The organism is Wenjunlia vitaminophila DSM 41686, from assembly GCF_000380165.1.
Lineage (GTDB): Bacteria > Actinomycetota > Actinomycetes > Streptomycetales > Streptomycetaceae > Wenjunlia > Wenjunlia vitaminophila.
The window spans coordinates 14,886-33,689 of record NZ_KB904683.1; the positions used below are offsets into that span (position 1 = coordinate 14,886).

The following is an 18,804-nucleotide window of genomic DNA, read 5'->3' on the forward strand; positions in this document are numbered from 1 at the left end:
CGTCACAGCCGTGTCGGCACCGTGCGGCGGACCGCCGTGGCGAGGTCCACCAGGGGGGCGGTCACCTCGGCCCCGGGGGGCTTCGGCACCCACACCTGCACCAGGGCCCTGCGGCCCACCGTGGTGAACCTCACCCCGTCGGCCTCCTGCTCGGGCAGCCAGTCCACGCCCTCCACCCCGACCGCCTCGGTCGTGGGGTCGTAGGCGTCGCCGTAGGGGTCGAGCACCGGCGGCAGTTCGGTGCCGCAGCGCAGCACCACGGCGGGGTCGCCCCAGGCGGCGGTGTACGGGGAGTCCGGCTCGACATCCCGCGCCCTGTCCCCGTCCACCGTCTTGGGCAACGCGACGTGCAGCGCCCGGCAGAGCTCGGCGGCCGGCCCCTGCGGGGACGGTGGCTGCACCTCCAGGGCGGTCGGGAAGCAACCGGCCAGCGCCGGGGCCGCCACGGCGCACAGCAGGACGGTCCCCGCCGTTCGACGGAACCGGCCAGGGGTGCGCAGATGTCTCACCCACCGAGCATACTGAGCCACTGGGTCAGCGGCCCCGTGGCCCCCGCGCCGCGGGGGAGGGAGCGCCGCTGAGGGAGCACGACGTCAGATATGGACAACCGGGCAGGTCAGCGTGCGGGTGATCCCTTCCACCTGCTGCACCTTGGCGACCACGATCCGGCCCAACTCGTCCACACTCTCGGCCTGTGCGCGCACGATCACGTCGTAGGGACCGGTGACGTCCTCCGCGGTGAGCACACCGGTGATCGAAGAGATGGTCTCAGCCACGGCCGACGCCTTGCCGACCTCGGTCTGGATCAGGATGTATGCCTGTACCACGTAGGACCTCCAGGCAGGGGAAACGGGGGATCATGCGGGTGGGGACGCAACCGTACCGCGTCACTGATCGGGGCGGGGAGACCCCGCGCAACGGGTGGCGCCCGGCGTGCCGCCCGGACACGACACTCGGGAGAGGCATGGAGATGAAGGGCACCGTCGGCGAGCTGGGCGAGTTCGGGCTGATCCGGGAGTTGACCGCCGGGTTGCCGCGCACGTCCGCGGTCGAACTCGGCCCGGGCGACGACGCGGCGGTGGTGGCCGCGCCCGACCAGCGCGTGGTCGCCACCACCGACGTCCTGGTCGAGGGGCGGCACTTCCGCCGTGACTGGTCCACCGCCTACGACGTGGGCCGCAAGTCCGCCGCGCAGAACCTCGCCGACGTGGTCGCCATGGGCGCGGTGCCCACCGCGCTGCTGCTCGGTCTGGTGCTCCCCGCCGACCTGCCCGCCACCTGGGCCGTGGAGTTGATGGACGGCATCAGGGACGAGTGCCACGTGGCGGGGGCAGCCGTGGTCGGCGGTGACGTGACGCGGGGGGACGCGATCACGGTGGCGATCACCGCGCTCGGCGACCTCGCCGGCGCCGCACCGGTGACCCGCTCCGGCGCGCGACCCGGCGACGTGGTCGCGGTCACCGGCTGGCTCGGGTGGTCGGCGGCCGGCCACGCGGTGTTGTCCCGCGGGTTCCGCTCCCCACGGGCCTTCGTGGAGGCGCATCGCCGGCCGGAGCCGCCGTACCACGCGGGACCGGCCGCGGCCAAGCTCGGTGCCACCGCGATGACCGACGTCAGTGACGGCCTGGTGGCCGACCTGGGGCACGTGGCGGAGGCCAGCGGGGTGCGGATCGACCTGCGCGGCGCGGACTTCGACGTCCCGGCGCAGATGGCGGACATCGGACAGGCGGTCGGGGTGGACCCGCTGCGCTGGGTGCTCTCGGGAGGCGAGGACCACGCGCTGGTGGCCACCTTCCCCGCGGACGCCAAGCTGCCCGCCCGCTGGCGGGTCGTCGGTGAGGTGCTCGCGCTGGCGGGCGGACGCGCCGAGGTCACCGTGGACGGGGTCAGGTGGGACGCCCCGGGCGGATGGGACCACTTCGCCACGGAGTAGGGCGGAGCCGACACGGCGCCGGCCGGTAGATTGCCGGTCATGCACATACCACCACGTGTCCTGACCATCGCCGGCTCCGACTCCGGCGGTGGTGCGGGCATCCAGGCCGACCTGAAGACGATGCTCGCCCTCGGCGTCCACGGCATGAGCGTGGTCACCGCGGCCACCGCGCAGAACTCGCTGGGCGTCCAGGGGTTCTGGGAGCTCCCGGTGGAGGCGGTGCGCCAGCAGTTCCGCAGCGTGGTGGACGACATCGGGGTGCAGGCTGTGAAGACCGGAATGCTCGCCTCCGCCGAGCTGGTCGAGACGGTCGCCGACCTGCTCGCGGAGTTGGACGTGCCGGTGGTGGTGGACCCGGTCGGCGTCTCCAAGCACGGGGACTCCCTGCTCGCCGCGGACGCCCTGGACGTCCTGCGCCAGAAGCTCCTGCCGGTGGCCACCGTGGTCACCCCCAACCTGCACGAGGTGGAGCAGCTCACCGGGACCAGGGTGACCGACGAGTCGGAGATGCGCAGGGCCGCGGAGGCGGTGCTCGCGTTCGGCCCACGCTGGGTTCTGGTCAAGGGCGGGCACCTGTCCGGGGAGGCCGCCGACCTGCTGTTCGACGGGGACCGGGAGCACTGGTACCGCAGCCCCCGGTTGGACAACACGCACACCCACGGGACCGGCTGCACCCTGGCCAGCGCACTGGCCTCGTTCCTGGCCGGCGGGGACGAGCCGCCGCGGGCCATGGAGCGGGCCAAGGCCTACCTCACCCGCGCCATCGAGGGCGGGTTCCCGCTGGGCGGCGGGGTAGGACCGGTGGACCACGGCTGGCGCTGGCGGGACGGGGACCGACCGGCGGGCGGCGGCTGACCGTTGCCGTGGCGCGGGTCGCCGGCCGCCGGCGACCCGCGTCCGGGCGAGGACACGCGCGGAACGCCCCTGTTCCGGACCCTGCCCGGCAACGCCGGACCCTGCCCGGCAACGTCAGAGCCGGTCCGTCCCGAAGGACGGACCGGCCCGAGTGTCGGTCACCGGGGCACAGGGACCCGGCGGTGGTTCCGACGCCGTCAGACGGCGCGCATGACCTTTCCGGCCTTGATGCACGAGGTGCAGACGTTCAGCCGCTTCGGCGTCCGACCAACCACCGCGCGCACCCGCTGGATGTTGGGGTTCCAGCGACGGCGGGTACGGCGGTGTGAGTGCGAGATGCTGTTGCCGAAGCCCGGCCCCTTGCCGCAGACATCGCAGTTGGCAGCCACGGGTCACTCCCAGACGGATCGTCCCCGCTCCAGCGGGGTACAGGCGTTTACGGTGGACTCCCGGCAGTTCCGTGCAGACGACGACGTGACCAATGACAGCATGACCAACGACGGCGTGACCGGCAGTACCGAGGGATTCACGGGCCCGACCTGGATCGGGCAACCGGAGCAGCATACAACGGCCACTCCTGTCCACTGAAACTACCACGACCGACCGGCTCCTCGGCTCCTCGGCCCGGCGACTAGCATCGGCCCCGCCGGGCCGACGGGAGGAGACCAGGTGCCTGACACCCTCGATGCCCCCGTCGTGCGCACCTGGTGCCACCTGGCCCTGGACGCGCTGGGACGGGCCCGTGAGCAGATCGACGCGATCAACGTCTACCCCGTCCCCGACGGGGACACCGGCACCAACCTCTACCTCACCTGGGAGTCCGCGACCCAGGCCGTCGAGGCGGTGTTCACCGGCCATGACGCCGCACGCTCCGAGCCCACGGTGGCCGACACCGTGCGGGCGTTGGCGCACGGCGCGCTGATCGGCGCCCGTGGCAACTCGGGGGTGATCCTGGCCCAGGTGCTGCGCGGCATGAGCGAGGTGCTGGCCCCCACGACGGACGACGCCGAACCCACCGCCCCCGCCGCCGGGCCCCCGGCGCCGACCCACGCCGAGGTGCTGCGCCGGGCGCTGCGCCGCGCCGCGACCTCCGCCTACCAGGCCGTGGCCCGCCCCGTGGAGGGCACCGTGCTCACCGTCGCCGCTGCCGCCGCCGACGCCGCGGAGGGCACCGCGGGAGACCTGGCCGCGGTGGCCGAGGCCGCCCACCGGGGAGCTGCCGGCGCGCTCGCCGAGACGCCCGGCCTGCTGGAGCCGCTGCGCCGGGCGTCCGTGGTGGACGCCGGCGGCCGCGGCCTGGTGGTGGTGCTCGCGGCGCTCGCGGACGCCCTCGCGGGGAACCCCCCGATCAGGCCGCCGGGGCGGCCCTGGCCGCCGGTCACCGCCCAGGTGACGCCCGCCGGGTGCGAGCACGGCGACCCGCACCTGGTGCCCGGGGGGCCGGCGTTCGAGGTGACGTACCTGCTCGATGCCGCGGACGGTGCGGTGCCGGCGCTGCGCGCCCGGCTCGACGGGCTCGGTGACTCTCTGGTGGTCGTCGGCGGGGGCGGGTTGTGGAACGTCCACGTGCACGTGGACGACGCGGGCGCCGCGGTGGAGGCCGGGATCGAGGCCGGTCGGCCGCACCGCATCCGGATCACCCACTTCGGCGACGCCGCGCCGGCCGTTCCCCGCCCCCCGGGTGTGGGCGGTGCCGGCGAGCACCGGGTGCGGGCGGTCGTCGCCGTGGTCCGGGGCGAGGGCCTGGCCCGGCTCTGTGCCGAGGCCGGTGCCGTCGTGCTGCGGGCCCAGGCCGACGAGCCCCCGTCCAGCGGCGAACTCGCCGGTGCGGTCAGCCGGGCCAGGGCCGGGGAGGTGGTGCTGCTGCCCAACGACGCGGAGCTGCGTGCCGCCGCCGGGGCAGCGGCGGAACGCGCCCGCCAGGACGGCGTCCGGGTCGCCGTGATCCCCACCAGGGCCGTGGTCCAGGGCATCGCGGCGCTCGCCGTGCACGAGCCCGCCCGCCGGTTCGAGGAGGACGTGGTGGCGATGACCGCGGCGGCCGGGGCGACCCGGCACGCCGAGCTCACGGTCGCCGAACGTCGTTCCTTCACCACCGCCGGGGTGTGCCAGGCCGGGGACGTCCTCGGGCTCGTGGACGGTGACGTCGCGGTGATCGGGGACGACCTGACCGAGGTCGCCCGGACCGTGCTCGACCGGATGCTGGCGGCAGGCGGCGAACTGGTCACGTTGGTCCTCGGCGCCACCGCCCCGCCTGACCTCGCCGACCGGCTCGGCGCGCACGTCCGCGCCACCCACCTCGCCGTGGACACGGTGGTCTACCACGGCGACCAGCCGTCCCCGCTGCTGGTCGGAGTGGAGTGAGGCGGCCCTGCCGGTGGCGCCCAACGTCGGCCCGGCCGGCAGGCCCCCCGCGGCCCGGCCGGCGAAGGTGACCGCGGGCCCGGGCCGCGACGGCACCGGGGGCGTGGCCGAGGGGCGGGCGGGGCACGCCGCGGATGGTCCGCCGGGCGTCGGTGCCATGGTGTGGAATGGGCGACGATGCCTGGACTGGACGAACGACTGAGCACACTGGTCGGCGACCGCACCGCCAAGGTGCTCGCCGACTCCCTCGGCCTGCGCACCGTCGGTGACCTGCTGCACCACTACCCGCGGCGGTACGCCGAACGCGGGGAGCTGACGAGCCTGGACGACCTGGCCGTGGACGAGCACGTGACCGTGGTGGCCAGGATCGCCAAGGTCACCAGGGTGCCGTTCCGGGGCCGCAGGGGCGACCGCCTCGACGTGGTGGTCACCGACGGCCGGGGCTCCCTCACCCTGGTGTTCTTCAACCAGTCCTGGAGGGAACGGGACCTGCGCCCCGGGCGCAGGGGCCTGTTCGCCGGCAAGGTCACCGTCTTCAACCGCGTCCGGCAGCTCGCCCACCCGGACTACAAGCTGCTGGACGAGGAGGACGGCTCCCAGGCCGCCCGGGACTTCGCCAACCAACTGATCCCGGTCTACCCGGCGTCGGCCAAGATGCAGTCCTGGAAGATCGCCCAGTGTGTCGAGGTGGCGCTGGACTCCCTGGCCGCCTCCGGGTGGGCCGGGGTGGGCGAACCACTGCCGGCCGCGCTGCGCGACTCCCGCGGCCTGATCCCGTTGCCCGAGGCGCTGGAGAAGGCGCACCGCCCGCGCACCAGGGCGGAGGCGGAGCAGGCCCGCCAGCGGCTGAAGTGGGACGAGGCGTTCGTGCTCCAGGTCGCCCTGGCCCAGCGCCGCCGCGCCGAGGCCAACCTGCCCGCGGTGCCCCGGGTCCCCCGGCCCGGCGGCCTGCTGGACGCGTTCGACGCCCGGCTCCCGTTCACCCTCACCGAGGGCCAGCGGCACGTCTCCGCGGAGATCTTCACCGACCTGGCCACCGAACACCCCATGCACCGGCTGCTCCAGGGAGAGGTGGGCTCGGGCAAGACCCTGGTCGCCCTGCGGGCCATGCTCGCCGTGGTGGACAGCGGCGGGCAGGCGGTCCTGCTGGCGCCCACGGAGGTGCTGGCGCAGCAGCACCACCGCTCCATCGTGGAGATGATGGGCCCGCTGGCGGAGCAGGGCGTGTTGGGCGGCGCCGCGGAGGGGACGAAGGTGGCGTTGCTCACCGGGTCCGCCGGGGCGGCCGTCCGCCGGCAGGTCCTGCTGGACCTGGTCACGGGCGAGGCCGGGATCGTCGTCGGCACCCACGCGCTGATCGAGGACCGGGTGCGGTTCCACGACCTGGGCCTGGTCGTGGTGGATGAGCAGCACCGCTTCGGGGTGGAGCAACGGGACGCGCTGCGGGCCAAGGCGGACCGGCCGCCCCACCTGCTGGTGATGACCGCCACCCCGATCCCGCGCACGGTGGCGATGACCGTCTTCGGCGACCTGGAGACCTCCGTCCTGGACCAGTTGCCGGCGGGGCGGTCTCCGATCGCCAGCCACGTGGTGCCCAACAGGGAGAAACCGCACTTCCTGGCCCGCGCCTGGGAGCGGGTGCGGGAGGAGGTGGCCGCCGGGCACCAGGCGTACGTGGTGTGCCCGCGGATCGGGGACGACGAGGACCGGCCGGCCGGCCGACGCGGCCCGGACCCCGACGAGGTGGACGGCTCCGGGGCGGACGGCTCCGGGGCGGGCGAGGAGGAACGCCGCCCGCCGCTCGCCGTGGTGGACGTCGCGGGGCAGCTCCGGGACGGGCCGCTGCGCGGACTGCGGATCGAGGTGCTGCACGGCAGGTTGGCCCCCGACGCGAAGGACGACGTCATGCGCCGGTTCGCCGACGGCGGCGTGGACGTGCTGGTGGCCACCACGGTGATCGAGGTCGGGGTGAACGTGCCCAACGCCACCGCCATGGTCATCATGGACGCCGACCGGTTCGGCGTCTCGCAGTTGCACCAGCTCCGCGGTCGGGTCGGCCGGGGCTCGGCGCCGGGGCTGTGCCTGCTGGTCAGCGACGCCCCGGAGGGGACCCCGGCCAGGGAGCGACTTGGCGCCGTGGCGGCGACCCTGGACGGGTTCGCCCTGTCCCGGATCGACCTCGAGCAGCGCCGCGAGGGGGACGTCCTCGGCCAGGCGCAGTCCGGCAGCCGCTCGTCGCTGCGGATGCTGACGGTGATCCAGGACGAGGACGTGATCGAGGCGGCGCGCGAGGAGGCCACAGCCCTGGTCGCGGCCGACCCGGAACTCGCCGGCCACCCCGACCTGCGCGGCGCCCTGGCCAGCCTGCTGGACGCGGAACGCGCCGAGTTCCTGGAGAAGGGCTGATCCGGCGCTGCCCACCGGGTCCCACCGGACCGCCACGGGCACTGCGGGTGACCACCGGCGGGCAGGGCGTGCCCGGTGCGATGTCAGACCCCCGCGAGAGAATGGACCCAGTCCGCGCCGATCCGCAGTGGAATCAGCGCAGTTGGACCTTTGGGGGCTGCATCATGGCGTTTCGTCATCTCAACGAACTTCCGCTCGGCGACAAGCTGTTCCGGATCGAACTCGCCAGCGACGACGACAGCACCGTCACCCTCACCCTCACCGGCTGGCAGGACGACGCCTCCGGTGGTTCCGAGCCCGTCGCCACCGGCGAGCTGCGCCTGCCCATGCAGGACGTGGCAGCGCTGCGCATCGCGCTGAACCGCGCCCTGCGCGCCCTGGCGATCGTGGCCGAGGTGGCCGAGCCCATCCCGGACCGCGACGTGCTCCGCGAGCTGTTCCCCGGGCACGGGGCTCCCTGGGTGCCGCAGCACGAGGAGGAGCTGGTCCGGCGGTTCCACGACGGCGAGACCATCGCCCGGATAGCCGCCCGCTTCGGCCGCACCCCGGACTCGGTCCGCACCAAGCTCCGGGAGCTGGGGCACGACCCGCGTCGCCCGGAGTACTGCCCGCCCGACGGCTGCCTGTCCTGGTCGCGTTACGCCTCACCGGCCGTGCTCGGCGGCACCGCCCCCGCGGAGCTGTCCGAATCCGGAAGCTGACCCGGCCCGGCCCCGCCGCCCGCCGGAGGGCCCCCGGCGGGCGGCGGGGCCGGCAACGGGCCGCTGGTCGGTCCCCGCGGCGCGCGCCCGGCACCGGGCGCGCGCCGCGGGGACGCCCGGCGATAATGAACCGATGGGCGTCCGCGTGTCGGCGGGAGCCCACGGGCACGGCCGCCGGTGGTGCGGCCGTCCGAGCCACGAGGAAGAGTCGCATCCATGACCCGCGTGATCGCCGGAGCCGCGGGCGGCCGGCGCCTGGCCGTGCCACCCGGGCAGGGCACCCGTCCCACCTCCGACCGGGCGCGCGAGGGACTGTTCTCCACCTGGGAGTCGCTGCGCGGAGGCCTGTCCGGGGCGCGGGTGCTCGACCTGTACGGCGGCTCCGGCGCGGTGGGTCTCGAAGCGCTGTCCCGGGGGGCGGAGTACGCACTGCTGGTCGAGGCGGACCCACGGGCTGCCCGCACCCTGCGGTCCAACGTCCGCGCGGTCGGTCTGCCCGGGGCCGAGGTCCGGGTGGACCGTGCGGAGCGGGTCCTGGCGTCGCCCGCTCCCTCCCGCCCCTTCGACGTGGTTTTCCTCGATCCGCCGTACCGGGTGACCGACGATCAGGTGCGCGAGATCCTTCTCACACTCGCCTCTGGAGGGTGGATCAGGAGCGGCGCGCTGGCCACGGTGGAACGCGGAACCAGAGGCGGGGAGTTCGTGTGGCCCCCTGGTTTCGAGGGGCTGCGGGCCCGTCGTTACGGCGAGGGCACGCTTTGGTACGGTCGCGCCGCATGACCTGCGGGGGCCGTTGGCACGCGTCGGAGAGCGAGGAGACACCAGTGCGCCGAGCCGTCTGCCCGGGGTCGTTCGACCCGATCACCAACGGCCATCTGGACATCATCGCGCGGGCGAGCAGGTTGTACGACGCCGTCTATGTCGCTGTGATGATCAACAAGTCCAAACAGGGCCTGTTCACCGTCGAGGAGCGGATCTCCCTCATCGAGGACGTCACCCAGCAGTACGACAACGTCCGTGTCGAGGCGTTCCACGGCCTGCTGGTGGACTTCTGCAGGGAACGGGAGATCCCGGCCATCGTCAAGGGCCTGCGCGCGGTCAGCGACTTCGACTACGAACTGCAGATGGCCCAGATGAACAACGGCCTCTCCGGGGTGGAGACCCTGTTCGTGCCGACCAACCCGACGTACAGCTTCCTCTCCTCCAGCCTGGTCAAGGAAGTGGCGGCCTGGGGCGGGGACGTCTCGCACCTGCTCCCGCCCCCGGTGCTCGCCGCGCTCACCCAGCGGCTTGCCCGCCCTGACCGGTAAACCGCCCACCGGCGCCCGCCGGGTCGTAGAGTCAGGAGCCGACCCGGCCGGACCCGGCCGGACCACCGCCCCCGCCGTTACGGCGGGGCACCGAGGAAAGACTTGAGCCGTAGTGGACGTGCAGAAGAAGCTCGACGAGATCGTCGCGGCGGTTGAGGGCGCTCGTTCCATGCCGATGTCGGCCTCCTGCGTGGTCAACCGCGCCGAACTCCTCACCATGCTCCAGGAGGTCAGGGAGGCCCTTCCCGGCTCTCTGGCGCAGGCGCAGGCGGTGCTCGGCGACCGCGAGGAGGTGCTCGCCGAGGCCAGGCGGGAGGCCCAGCGGATCGTCGAGTCCGCGCATGCCGAGCGCGGCTCGCTGATCTCCGACACCCAGGTGGCCCGACAGTCCCAGGACCAGGCGGACCGGATCCTCGATGACGCCCGCAGGGAGGCCGAGGAGGTCCGCGCCGAGGCCGACGACTACGTGGACAGCAAGCTGGCGAACTTCGAGGTGGTGCTCACCAAGACGCTCGCCGCGGTGGACCGGGGCCGGGAGAAGCTGCTCGGCCGCGGGCCCGGTCTCGACGAGCACGGCGAGCCGGACGCCGAGCTCCCCGAGCGGTCGAGCGACCCCGACGAACTGCGCCGGCAGGCCGACGCCTACGTGGACGCCAAGATGGCCAGCTTCGAGGCCGTGCTCGGCAAGACCCTGGAGGCCGTCGGCCGGGGCCGGCTCAAGCTGCTCGGCCGCCGCCCCATCGACGACCTGGCCGACTACACCGCGCTCGCCGACCAGCAGCAGGTCTCCGTGGGCCCGCACCAGAGCGACGCCGAGTTCGTGGCCGCCCTGGCCGGCCAGGGCCCCGCCGCGGCCCCCGTGCCACCCCGGCCCCAGGCGGCGCCCGCCGGGTACGACACCGGTTACGGCGACGCCTACCAGGACGGGTACGACTACGGCTACGCGCAGCCGGACGGCTATGCCGCGGGTGGCGCGCCGCAGCCGGGCCAGCAGCCCGACCAGGTCCAGCAGCCGCCGCAGCCCGCGTACGCCCCCGAGGGGTACGGGCAGGACGAGTACGGCGCCGCGGACGCCTACGGGACGCAGCCGGGCTACGCCCCGGGGTACGGCTGGCAGCCCGGCTACGACCAGGGCGCCTACCAGACGACCGGCTACGACCAGCCCGCTGACGGCGGCTACCCGGGGGACCCGCGTGCCACCGGCCAGCACGACCAGCCGGCCCCGCCCGCGGCCCAGCCGGCCCCTGGCTACGGCGGCAGCCTGGACGAGACCAGCTTCTTCGACACCTCGGTGATCGACGTGGCCCAGCTCAGGGAGCTGGACCAGCGGTCCTAACCCGGCGGGGTGGCGTCGCCACCCGGTACCGGTTTGGGTGGACGGACGCCGTCCAGTATCCTGATGGCTCCGGCCTGACCATGTGCCGGCGCTGTCGGCTGCCCCGGTGCCCTGCGCCGCGGGGTACGCCGCAGACCCGGACCCGCTCCCGCGGGGCGGGCCCGCACCGCAACACCCACACCGTGGGGACGTTCCAGGTCCCCGCCGCCCGAGAGCAGGAAGCCCTGAACCGCCTAGACCACCGAAGCCCGCTCGTGTTCGACACACGCGAGCTGGGGCGGCGTCCTGGGTCGATGCGGCGGCTCTCCCGCACCGTTCCGGCCCCTGGGGGCCTGGGCATCGAGGTGATAGGGGTCCCGCAGGGCGCGACGGTCGAGCTGGAGCTGCGACTCGAGGCGGTGATGGAAGGCGTGCTCGTCACGGGCACGGCCCAGGCACCTCTCGAGGGAGAGTGCGTGCGGTGCCTGGAGCCGCTCGAGCGGCAGTTCGCGGTGGACTTCCAGGAGCTGTACTCCTACCCCGGCGCCGAGGGGCCAGGCGGCGACGCCGGCGAGGGCGACGAGGAGGAGACGCTGACTCTCGAGGGCGAGATGTTCGACCTCGAGCCCGTGCTGCGGGACGCGGTGGTGCTGGCACTGCCGTTGCAGCCGGTGTGCCGGGACGACTGTCCGGGCCTGTGCCCCGAGTGCGGGGCGCGGCTCGCGGACGAACCGGACCACCACCACGAGGCCGTCGACCCCCGGTGGGCGGCCCTGCAGGACCTCGTCGCCCCGCCCGGGGCCGGCGAACAGGACGGACGCACCGACGCCGGCGACGGCGTCGACGAGAACCAGGAGAAGTAGCCGTGGCTGTTCCGAAGCGGAAGATGTCGCGCAGCAACACGCGTCACCGCCGTGCGCAGTGGAAGGCTGCGGTCCCGGCGCTCGTCGCGTGCGACCGCTGCCGCGAGCCGAAGCTGGGGCACGTCGCGTGCCCGAGCTGCGGCACCTACAACCGTCGTCAGGTCCTCGAGGTCTGATCGGCGGGTGGCAGGTTCGATGCCAGACGGCACAGCGCCGAAGAAGCGCTCTCCCCGTGCGAGCGGGGATGGAACGCCGGACCAGGCCTCGTCCCACACGCTGCTGGAAGGGCGGCTCGGGTACACGCTCGAGCCCGCCCTGGCGGTGCGTGCGCTGACGCACCGCAGCTATGCGTACGAGAACGGCGGCCTGCCGACCAACGAACGTCTGGAGTTCCTCGGGGACGCCGTGCTCAGCCTGGTGGTCACGGACACGCTGTACCGCGTGCACCCGGACCTGGCCGAGGGGCAGCTCGCCAAGCTGCGGGCCGCGGTGGTCAACGCCCGGGCGCTCGCCGGCGTGGCCCGGGGCCTGGACCTCGGCCGGTTCGTCCGGCTGGGACGCGGTGAGGAGGGCACCGGTGGCCGGGACAAGAACTCGATCCTCGCCGACACCCTGGAAGCCGTCCTCGGCGCGGTCTACATCGACCGTGGGCTGGACGCGGCGTCGGAGCTGATCCACCGGCTCTTCGACCCGTTGATCGAGGCGTCGTCCAACCTCGGCGCGGGCCTGGACTGGAAGACCAGCCTCCAGGAGCTGACCGCCACGGCCGGGATCGGTGTGCCCGAGTACGGCGTCACCGAAGAGGGGCCGGACCACGAGAAGACGTTCACCGCCACCGCGCGGGTGGGCGGCGAGGCCTACGGCACCGGGACCGGTCGCAGCAAGAAGGAGGCCGAGCAGAAGGCGGCGGAGACCGCCTGGCACGCCATCCGCGAGCAGTACGGCAGCAAGGACGAGGACGCGTCCACCGGGTCCGCACCAGGGGCCAGGGGCGGCGCAGCCAAGGGCAGCGAGACCAAGTCCACGGGAGCTGCGGTCAGGCACCAGCAGCTCGCCGGGGCCCAGGACACCGGGACCCCGAACGCCGGGAGCACCTCCGGGGACGAGCCCGACGCATCCGGCACCGCGGAGCCCGCACCGCTCTGAACCCTCGCCCCGCCCCCACCGGGGGGGCGGCTGGGTATCCGCGCCATCCCACCGCTCGCCCGGGCGGTGGGTTTCTGCGTTGTCGCCCCGGCCACCGCGGCGCCGTCGCACGCCCGGACCCACCCCGCCACCGCGGTGGCGGGGCGTCACCACCGTTCGCCCCGCCTGGAGGAACCATGCCCGAGTTGCCCGAGGTCGAAGTGGTCAGACGCGGCCTGGAGCGCTGGGTCCGTGGGCGCACCGTGGGCAGCGTCGAGGTGCTGCACCCGCGGGCGGTGCGCCGCCACGCGGCCGGGGCCGCGGACTTCGCCGGTTGGCTGACCGGCCGTCGGATCGTGGCGGCCCACCGGCGCGGCAAGTACCTGTGGCTGCCGCTGGAGGGCACCGGCAGATCGGTCCTCGCCCATCTGGGCATGAGCGGGCAGCTCCTGGTGCGCCCGGCACAGGCGCCCGCGGAGACGCACCTGCGGATCAGGGTGGTGTTCGAGGACCAGGGCACCGAACTGCGGTTCGTGGACCAACGGACCTTCGGCGGCATGTCGGTGCACGAGGCGGCTCCCGGTGACCCGGAGGGCACCCCGCTGGCGATCGCGCACATCGCCCGGGACCCGATCGACCCGGCTTTCGACGAGGAGGCCTTCCACCGGGCGCTGCGTCGCCGCCGCACCGGGCTCAAGCGGGCGTTGCTCGACCAGTCGCTGATCAGCGGGGTGGGGAACATCTACGCCGACGAGGCGCTGTGGCGCGCCAGGCTGCACTATGACCGCGCGACCTCGACGATGACCCGTCCCCGCACCGCCGCCCTGGTCACCGCGATCCGGGAGGTGATGACGGACGCGCTGGCGGCCGGTGGAACGAGCTTCGACAGCCTGTACGTCAATGTCAACGGGGAGAGCGGGTACTTCGGGCGCTCGCTCGACGCCTACGGCCGCGCCGACGAGCCGTGCCGCCGCTGTGGCACGCCGATCCGCCGACGGGCCTTCATGAACCGTTCCAGCTACTTCTGTCCCCGGTGCCAGCGGGAGCCGAGGGCGAGCTGACCCTTCCGCGTGCCGGTGACGCCGGCGTGAACCGCCCCTGGCCCACCGATAGCGTGCGGGTATGAGTGACAACGTCCGGCTCACCGCCTGGGTGCGGGGCCAGGTGCAAGGGGTGGGGTTCCGGTGGTGGACGCGGTCCCGCGCGTTGGAGATCGGCCTCCTCGGTTACGCGAGCAACCTCGCCGACGGCCGGGTGGAGGTGGTGGCGGAGGGGCCACGTCAGGACTGCGAACGTCTGCTCGAACATCTGCGTGCCGGTGACCCGCCCGGTCGCGTCGAGGGCGTCACCGACCTGTGGGGCGAGGCCAGGGACAGCTACGAGGGCTTCGTCGTGCGGTGACGGTGAGGTGGGGCGAAAGGGGGGCCGGGTTCGGTGATACCGGGGCTTCTCGTTCCGGGTCGCCGTGGGAGTGTTGCCTTTGCCCGACCTTCGTGCTTAACTCCGGCCCTGAGGATGATCTCTGTGCACCCCTGGGCACTCCTCCACTCGGGGGATGAAAGGTGCTGGTCCACGGCACGCCCGAATGACGGGCTGTGATCGTGTTGACCCTCAAAACATTTGGTGAGACTCTGAAAGCCCCGCGCATGCCGCTGTCTGCTGCTTCAGAGCTCCGGTGATGCCGCACCACAGCGGATGCGACCCCTTCTCGAACCAACCGCTACCCCGGTCGGTCACTCAGCGTGGAGGACCATCCATCATGGCAAAGGCGCTTCTCGGTTACGTCGGCGGCCCCGACCCGCGACTCCTCTCCGAGATGCGAAGGCTCCAGCAGCGTGTTCAGGACCTGGAATCCGAGCTCGTCCGGATGCGGGCCGAGAACGACGCGCTGGCCGCGGCATCCCGTGAAGACGAGCTGCTGCGCAGCATCGACGTATCCCAGGCGGAGCCGGCGCTCACCTGAACCGTCCCCTGACGGGGCCGGATCGGACTGGGTCGCTGCTCACTCGCCCTGTGCGAGGAAGACCTGTACAAGGGACGCTTCGGCGTCCCTTCGTCGTGCGGCCTGCAGGTCGTGCGGTCTACAGGTCGTGCCCCGAACGCGACCACGTCCCGGTGTGCTCCGGTGCCCTTGCTCTCCCACCCCCTGACGCTCTCCCCTTTGACTTCTGATGTGCCCCCCGGTCACCGCGGTGAAACCGCGATGTTGACGGTGCCGAGCGGTAGAGTCCGACACCTGCGCACATGCCGGGAACGCGCCGGTACGGAGCGAACCGGCTGGTAAGGAAAGGCCAGCTCTGCGGGGTCGGCAGGAGGAGAGCTCGACGTGCACCTGAAGAGCCTCACCCTTCGGGGCTTCAAGTCGTTCGCCTCCGCCACCACCCTGCGGTTCGAGCCGGGCATCACCTGTGTGGTCGGTCCCAACGGTTCGGGCAAGTCCAACGTGGTGGACGCCCTCTCCTGGGTGATGGGTGAACAGGGGGCCAAGTCGCTGCGTGGCGGGAAGATGGAGGACGTCATCTTCGCCGGCACCACGGGGCGGCCCCCGCTCGGCCGGGCCGAGGTGAGCCTGACCATCGACAACGCCGACGGCGCGCTGCCGATCGAGTACAGCGAGGTCACCATCACCCGGACGATGTTCCGCAACGGCGGCAGCGAGTACCAGATCAACGGGGACACCTGCCGGCTGCTGGACATTCAGGAACTGCTGTCCGACTCCGGGATCGGCCGGGAGATGCACGTCATCGTCGGTCAGGGCCAGCTCGACTCCGTGCTGCACGCCGATCCCGCGGGGCGGCGGGCCTTCATCGAGGAGGCGGCCGGGGTGCTCAAGCACCGCAAGCGCAAGGAGAAGGCGCTGCGGAAGCTGGACGCGATGCAGGCCAACCTCGCCCGCGTGCAGGACCTCACCAACGAGCTGCGCCGCCAGCTCAAACCGCTCGGTCGGCAGGCCGCGGTGGCCCGCCGGGCCGCGGTCATCCAGGCCGACCTGCGCGACGCACGGCTGCGGCTCCTCGCCGACGACCTGGTCCGCCTGCGGGAAGCGGTGCGGGCCGAGGTCGCTGACGAGGCCGCGCTGAAGGCCCGCAAGGAGGCCGTGGAGCAGGACCTTGCCGCGGCCGTCGAGCGGGAGGCCGCCCTGGAGGCCCAGGTGCGGGAGTTGAGCCCACGGGTGGCAGGGGCCCAGGAGACCTGGTACCGGCTCTCCCAGCTCGCCGAGCGGGTGCGGGGGACCGTCCAACTGGCCGGGGAACGGGTCAGGCACGCCACTGCGCCCCTCCCGGAGGAGCGGCGGGGCCGGGACCCGGAGGACCTGGAACGGGAGGCGGCCCGGGCCAGGGCACAGGAGTCCGAGCTGGTGGAGGCGCTGGAGGCCGCCAGGGCCGGGCTTGAGGACGCGGTGGAGCGGCGCGGCAGGCTGGAGCGCGAGCTGGCCCAGGAGGAACAGCGGCTGCGGGCGGCGGCACGGGCGCTGGCCGACCGGCGCGAGGGCATCGCCCGGTTGAACGGCCAGGTCAACGCGGCGCGCAGCCGTTCGAGCGCGGCCGAGGCAGAGATCGGTCGGCTCCGCTCGGCGCAGCAGCAGGCCGGGGAGCGGGCGGACGCCGCACAGGAGGAGTACGTCCGGCTCCAGACCGAGGTGGACGGCCTGGACGCCGAGGCAGACCTGGGGGACGCCCACCGGGAGGCGGGCGCGGAGCTGGCCCTGGCCGAGGAGGCGCTGGCCAGGGCCCGGGACGAGCGGGTGGCGGCGGAACAGCAGCGGGCCGCGGTGTCGGCGCGTCGCGACGCCCTGGCCCTGGGACTTCGGCGCAGGGACGGCACGGGGGCGCTGTTGGCCCAGGACGAGCTCGAGGGGTTGCTCGGGCCGGCCGCGGAGCTGCTGACGGTGGCCGACGGCTACCAGGTGGCGGTGGCCGCCGCGCTCGGGGCGGCTGCCGACGCGGTGGCGGTGACCGGGCCCGGTGCCGCGGTACGGGCGCTGCGGCTGCTGCGCAAGCAGGACGCGGGGCGGGCGGCGCTGCTCCTCGCCGGAGCCCCGGAGTCGTCGCCCGACATGGGCACCGCACGGCCCGAGCTGCCCTCCGGCGGCCGGTGGGCGGACGGTCTGGTGGACGCGCCGGAGGCGTTGCGCCAGGCAGTGCGGCGTCTCCTCGACGGGGTGGCGGTGGTGGCCAGTCTGGAGGACGCCGAAGCGCTGGTCCGTGCCCATCCCCGGGTGACGGCGGTGACCACCGAGGGCGACCTGCTGGGCGCGCACCTGGCACACGGCGGTTCGGCCGGGGCGCCGAGCCTGCTGGAGACCCGGGCGGCGGTGGACGAGGCGGAGGAGCAACTGGAACAGCTCCGGGTGCGGTGCGCGGAGGCGGAGGGGGAGCAGGAGGCGGCCTCCCTCGCGGTGGCGGCCGCCCGGGAGCGGGTGGAGGAGCTGGCCGGTCGGCGCACGGCGGCGGAACGGCAGCGGGCCGCCTTCGCCGAGGCGCTGGGGCGGCTCTCCGGCCAGGCGAGGGCCGCGGCGGGGGAGGCCGAGCGGCTGGCCGCGGCGGCGCAGCGGGCCGAGGAGGCGCTGGGGCGGGCGGTGACCGAGGCGGAGGAGCTCGCCGCCCGGATGGAGTACCTGGAGGAGACGTCGGTCGAGGAGGAGCCGGACACCGCGGACCGTGACCGGCTGGCCGAACAGGCGGCGGAGGCCCGGCAGGGCGAGATGGACGCCCGTCTGGCGGTGCGCACCCACGAAGAACGCGTCCGGGGGTTGGCCGGGCGGGCGGACAACCTGGACCGGGCGGCCCGGGCCGAGCGCGAGGCCCGGGCGCGGGCCGCGGCGCGCAGGGACCGGATGGCCCGGGAGGCGGCTGTGGCCGGCGCGGTGCTCTCCGGGGCCGGGACGCTGTTGGCCCACGTGGAGGACGCGCTGGCCGGCGCCGAGCGGGAACGGGAGCTGGCGCAGCGGCTGCGGGCTGAGCGGGAGCAGGAGCTCGGCGCCGAACGCTCCAGGGCGCGGGACCTGAAGACCGAGCTGGACAAGCTGACCGACTCGGTGCACCGGGGGGAGGTGCTGGGGGCGGAGAAGCGGCTGCGGATCGAGCAGCTCGAGGAGAAGGCGCTGCAGGAGCACGGGATCGAGCCGGAGGGGCTGGTGGCCGAGTACGGTCCTGGCGAGCTGGTTCCGCCGTCGCCCCCCGCGGACGGTGAGCAACTGCCCGAGGACCCGCTGCATCCGCGGAACCAGCCGCGCCCCTTCGTCCGGGCGGAGCAGGAGAAGCGCCTGCGGGCGGCCGAACGGGCCCACGCGCAGCTCGGCAAGGTGAACCCGTTGGCGCTCGAGGAGTTCGCGGCCCTGGAGGAGCGGCACAACTTCCTCACCGAGCAGCTCGCGGACCTGAAGAAGACCCGGGCCGGCCTGCTGGACGTCGTCCGGGACGTGGACGACCGGGTCAGGGAGGTCTTCGCCGCGGCCTACCGGGACACGGCGCGCGAGTTCGAAGGCGTCTTCTCCCGCTTGTTCCCCGGCGGTGAGGGACGCCTGGTGCTCACCGACCCGGAGGACATGCTGGCCACCGGGGTGGAGGTGGAGGCACGTCCGCCCGGCAAGAAGGTCAAGCGGCTGTCGCTGCTCTCCGGTGGCGAGCGCTCACTCACCGCGGTGGCGCTGCTGGTGGCCATCTTCAAGGCCCGGCCCAGCCCGTTCTACGTGATGGACGAGGTCGAGGCCGCGTTGGACGACACCAACCTCCAGCGGTTGATCGGCATCATGCGGGAGCTCCAGGAGAGCTCGCAGCTCATCGTGATCACCCACCAGAAACGCACCATGGAGGTGGCCGACGCGTTGTACGGCGTGTCGATGCAGGGTGACGGGGTATCCAAAGTCATCAGTCAGAAACTGGCAGCAGAGAGGCCACAACGATCAACCTGAGTTGAAAGGCCAACCAAC

18 protein-coding genes are annotated in these 18,804 nt (G+C 73.7%); 15 read left to right on the forward strand and 3 right to left on the reverse strand.

Annotated elements, in window-relative coordinates; translation table 11 throughout:
• Nucleotides 1-2: 2 nt before the first annotated feature.
• Entirely contained in the window at nucleotides 3-509 is a 507-nt protein-coding gene (locus tag A3IG_RS30285) for a DUF3515 domain-containing protein (RefSeq protein ID WP_236719045.1), read from the reverse strand.
• A gap of 84 nt (nucleotides 510-593) precedes the next feature.
• Nucleotides 594-827 (reverse strand): Lrp/AsnC ligand binding domain-containing protein, encoded by a 234-nt coding sequence (locus A3IG_RS0118320; RefSeq protein ID WP_018385044.1) that lies wholly within the window; start codon nucleotides 825-827, stop codon nucleotides 594-596.
• 143 nt (nucleotides 828-970) lie between these two features.
• Here A3IG_RS0118320 and A3IG_RS0118325 point away from each other — a divergent pair, with 143 nt between their 5' ends.
• A complete protein-coding gene (locus A3IG_RS0118325; RefSeq protein ID WP_026220393.1) occupies nucleotides 971-1,933 on the forward strand; it encodes a thiamine-phosphate kinase in 963 nt (320 codons plus the stop codon).
• Between the two features lie 39 nt (nucleotides 1,934-1,972).
• Entirely contained in the window at nucleotides 1,973-2,788 is an 816-nt protein-coding gene (gene thiD, locus A3IG_RS30290) for a bifunctional hydroxymethylpyrimidine kinase/phosphomethylpyrimidine kinase (protein WP_018385046.1), read from the forward strand.
• A 197-nt stretch (nucleotides 2,789-2,985) separates the two neighbouring features.
• On the opposite strand, the gene rpmB is transcribed toward thiD, so the two are convergent.
• A complete protein-coding gene (gene rpmB / locus A3IG_RS32715) occupies nucleotides 2,986-3,177 on the reverse strand; it encodes a 50S ribosomal protein L28 (protein WP_078500642.1) in 192 nt (63 codons plus the stop codon).
• Between the two features lie 280 nt (nucleotides 3,178-3,457).
• Here rpmB and A3IG_RS0118340 point away from each other — a divergent pair, with 280 nt between their 5' ends.
• From A3IG_RS0118340 to smc, 13 genes are all read left to right on the forward strand, one after another.
• Nucleotides 3,458-5,152, forward strand: a complete 1,695-nt coding sequence (locus A3IG_RS0118340) for a DAK2 domain-containing protein (RefSeq protein ID WP_018385048.1) — start codon at nucleotides 3,458-3,460, stop codon at nucleotides 5,150-5,152.
• Nucleotides 5,153-5,329: 177 nt separating this feature from the next.
• Nucleotides 5,330-7,558 carry an ATP-dependent DNA helicase RecG gene (recG, locus tag A3IG_RS0118345; protein WP_018385049.1) on the forward strand — a complete coding sequence of 743 codons (2,229 nt, stop codon included), beginning with the start codon at nucleotides 5,330-5,332 and terminating at the stop codon, nucleotides 7,556-7,558.
• A gap of 164 nt (nucleotides 7,559-7,722) precedes the next feature.
• On the forward strand, nucleotides 7,723-8,259 hold the full coding sequence (locus tag A3IG_RS0118350; protein WP_018385050.1) for a hypothetical protein: 537 nt from the start codon (nucleotides 7,723-7,725) through the stop codon (nucleotides 8,257-8,259).
• A gap of 216 nt (nucleotides 8,260-8,475) precedes the next feature.
• The gene (rsmD, locus tag A3IG_RS0118355) at nucleotides 8,476-9,039 is read left to right on the forward strand and encodes a 16S rRNA (guanine(966)-N(2))-methyltransferase RsmD (protein WP_018385051.1); all 564 of its coding nucleotides are present in this window, start codon (nucleotides 8,476-8,478) and stop codon (nucleotides 9,037-9,039) included.
• A gap of 44 nt (nucleotides 9,040-9,083) precedes the next feature.
• Nucleotides 9,084-9,569, forward strand: coding sequence for a pantetheine-phosphate adenylyltransferase (coaD, locus tag A3IG_RS0118360; RefSeq protein ID WP_018385052.1), 486 nt, complete (start codon nucleotides 9,084-9,086; stop codon nucleotides 9,567-9,569).
• 112 nt (nucleotides 9,570-9,681) lie between these two features.
• The gene (locus tag A3IG_RS0118365) at nucleotides 9,682-10,905 is read left to right on the forward strand and encodes an ATP synthase F0 subunit B (RefSeq protein WP_018385053.1); all 1,224 of its coding nucleotides are present in this window, start codon (nucleotides 9,682-9,684) and stop codon (nucleotides 10,903-10,905) included.
• A gap of 254 nt (nucleotides 10,906-11,159) precedes the next feature.
• Nucleotides 11,160-11,747 (forward strand): YceD family protein, encoded by a 588-nt coding sequence (locus A3IG_RS0118370; protein ID WP_018385054.1) that lies wholly within the window; start codon nucleotides 11,160-11,162, stop codon nucleotides 11,745-11,747.
• A gap of 2 nt (nucleotides 11,748-11,749) precedes the next feature.
• A complete protein-coding gene (rpmF, locus tag A3IG_RS30300; RefSeq protein ID WP_040911853.1) occupies nucleotides 11,750-11,923 on the forward strand; it encodes a 50S ribosomal protein L32 in 174 nt (57 codons plus the stop codon).
• 19 nt (nucleotides 11,924-11,942) lie between these two features.
• The gene (gene rnc, locus A3IG_RS30305; protein WP_078500646.1) at nucleotides 11,943-12,893 is read left to right on the forward strand and encodes a ribonuclease III; all 951 of its coding nucleotides are present in this window, start codon (nucleotides 11,943-11,945) and stop codon (nucleotides 12,891-12,893) included.
• Nucleotides 12,894-13,069: 176 nt separating this feature from the next.
• On the forward strand, nucleotides 13,070-13,933 hold the full coding sequence (mutM, locus tag A3IG_RS0118380) for a bifunctional DNA-formamidopyrimidine glycosylase/DNA-(apurinic or apyrimidinic site) lyase (protein WP_018385056.1): 864 nt from the start codon (nucleotides 13,070-13,072) through the stop codon (nucleotides 13,931-13,933).
• A 61-nt stretch (nucleotides 13,934-13,994) separates the two neighbouring features.
• Nucleotides 13,995-14,273: an acylphosphatase gene (locus A3IG_RS0118385; RefSeq protein ID WP_018385057.1), complete on the forward strand. Its 279-nt coding sequence runs from the start codon at nucleotides 13,995-13,997 to the stop codon at nucleotides 14,271-14,273.
• Between the two features lie 358 nt (nucleotides 14,274-14,631).
• Nucleotides 14,632-14,835: a hypothetical protein gene (locus tag A3IG_RS0118390; RefSeq protein ID WP_018385058.1), complete on the forward strand. Its 204-nt coding sequence runs from the start codon at nucleotides 14,632-14,634 to the stop codon at nucleotides 14,833-14,835.
• 363 nt (nucleotides 14,836-15,198) lie between these two features.
• Nucleotides 15,199-18,786 carry a chromosome segregation protein SMC gene (gene smc / locus A3IG_RS0118395; RefSeq protein WP_018385059.1) on the forward strand — a complete coding sequence of 1,196 codons (3,588 nt, stop codon included), beginning with the start codon at nucleotides 15,199-15,201 and terminating at the stop codon, nucleotides 18,784-18,786.
• Nucleotides 18,787-18,804: the final 18 nt, after the last annotated feature.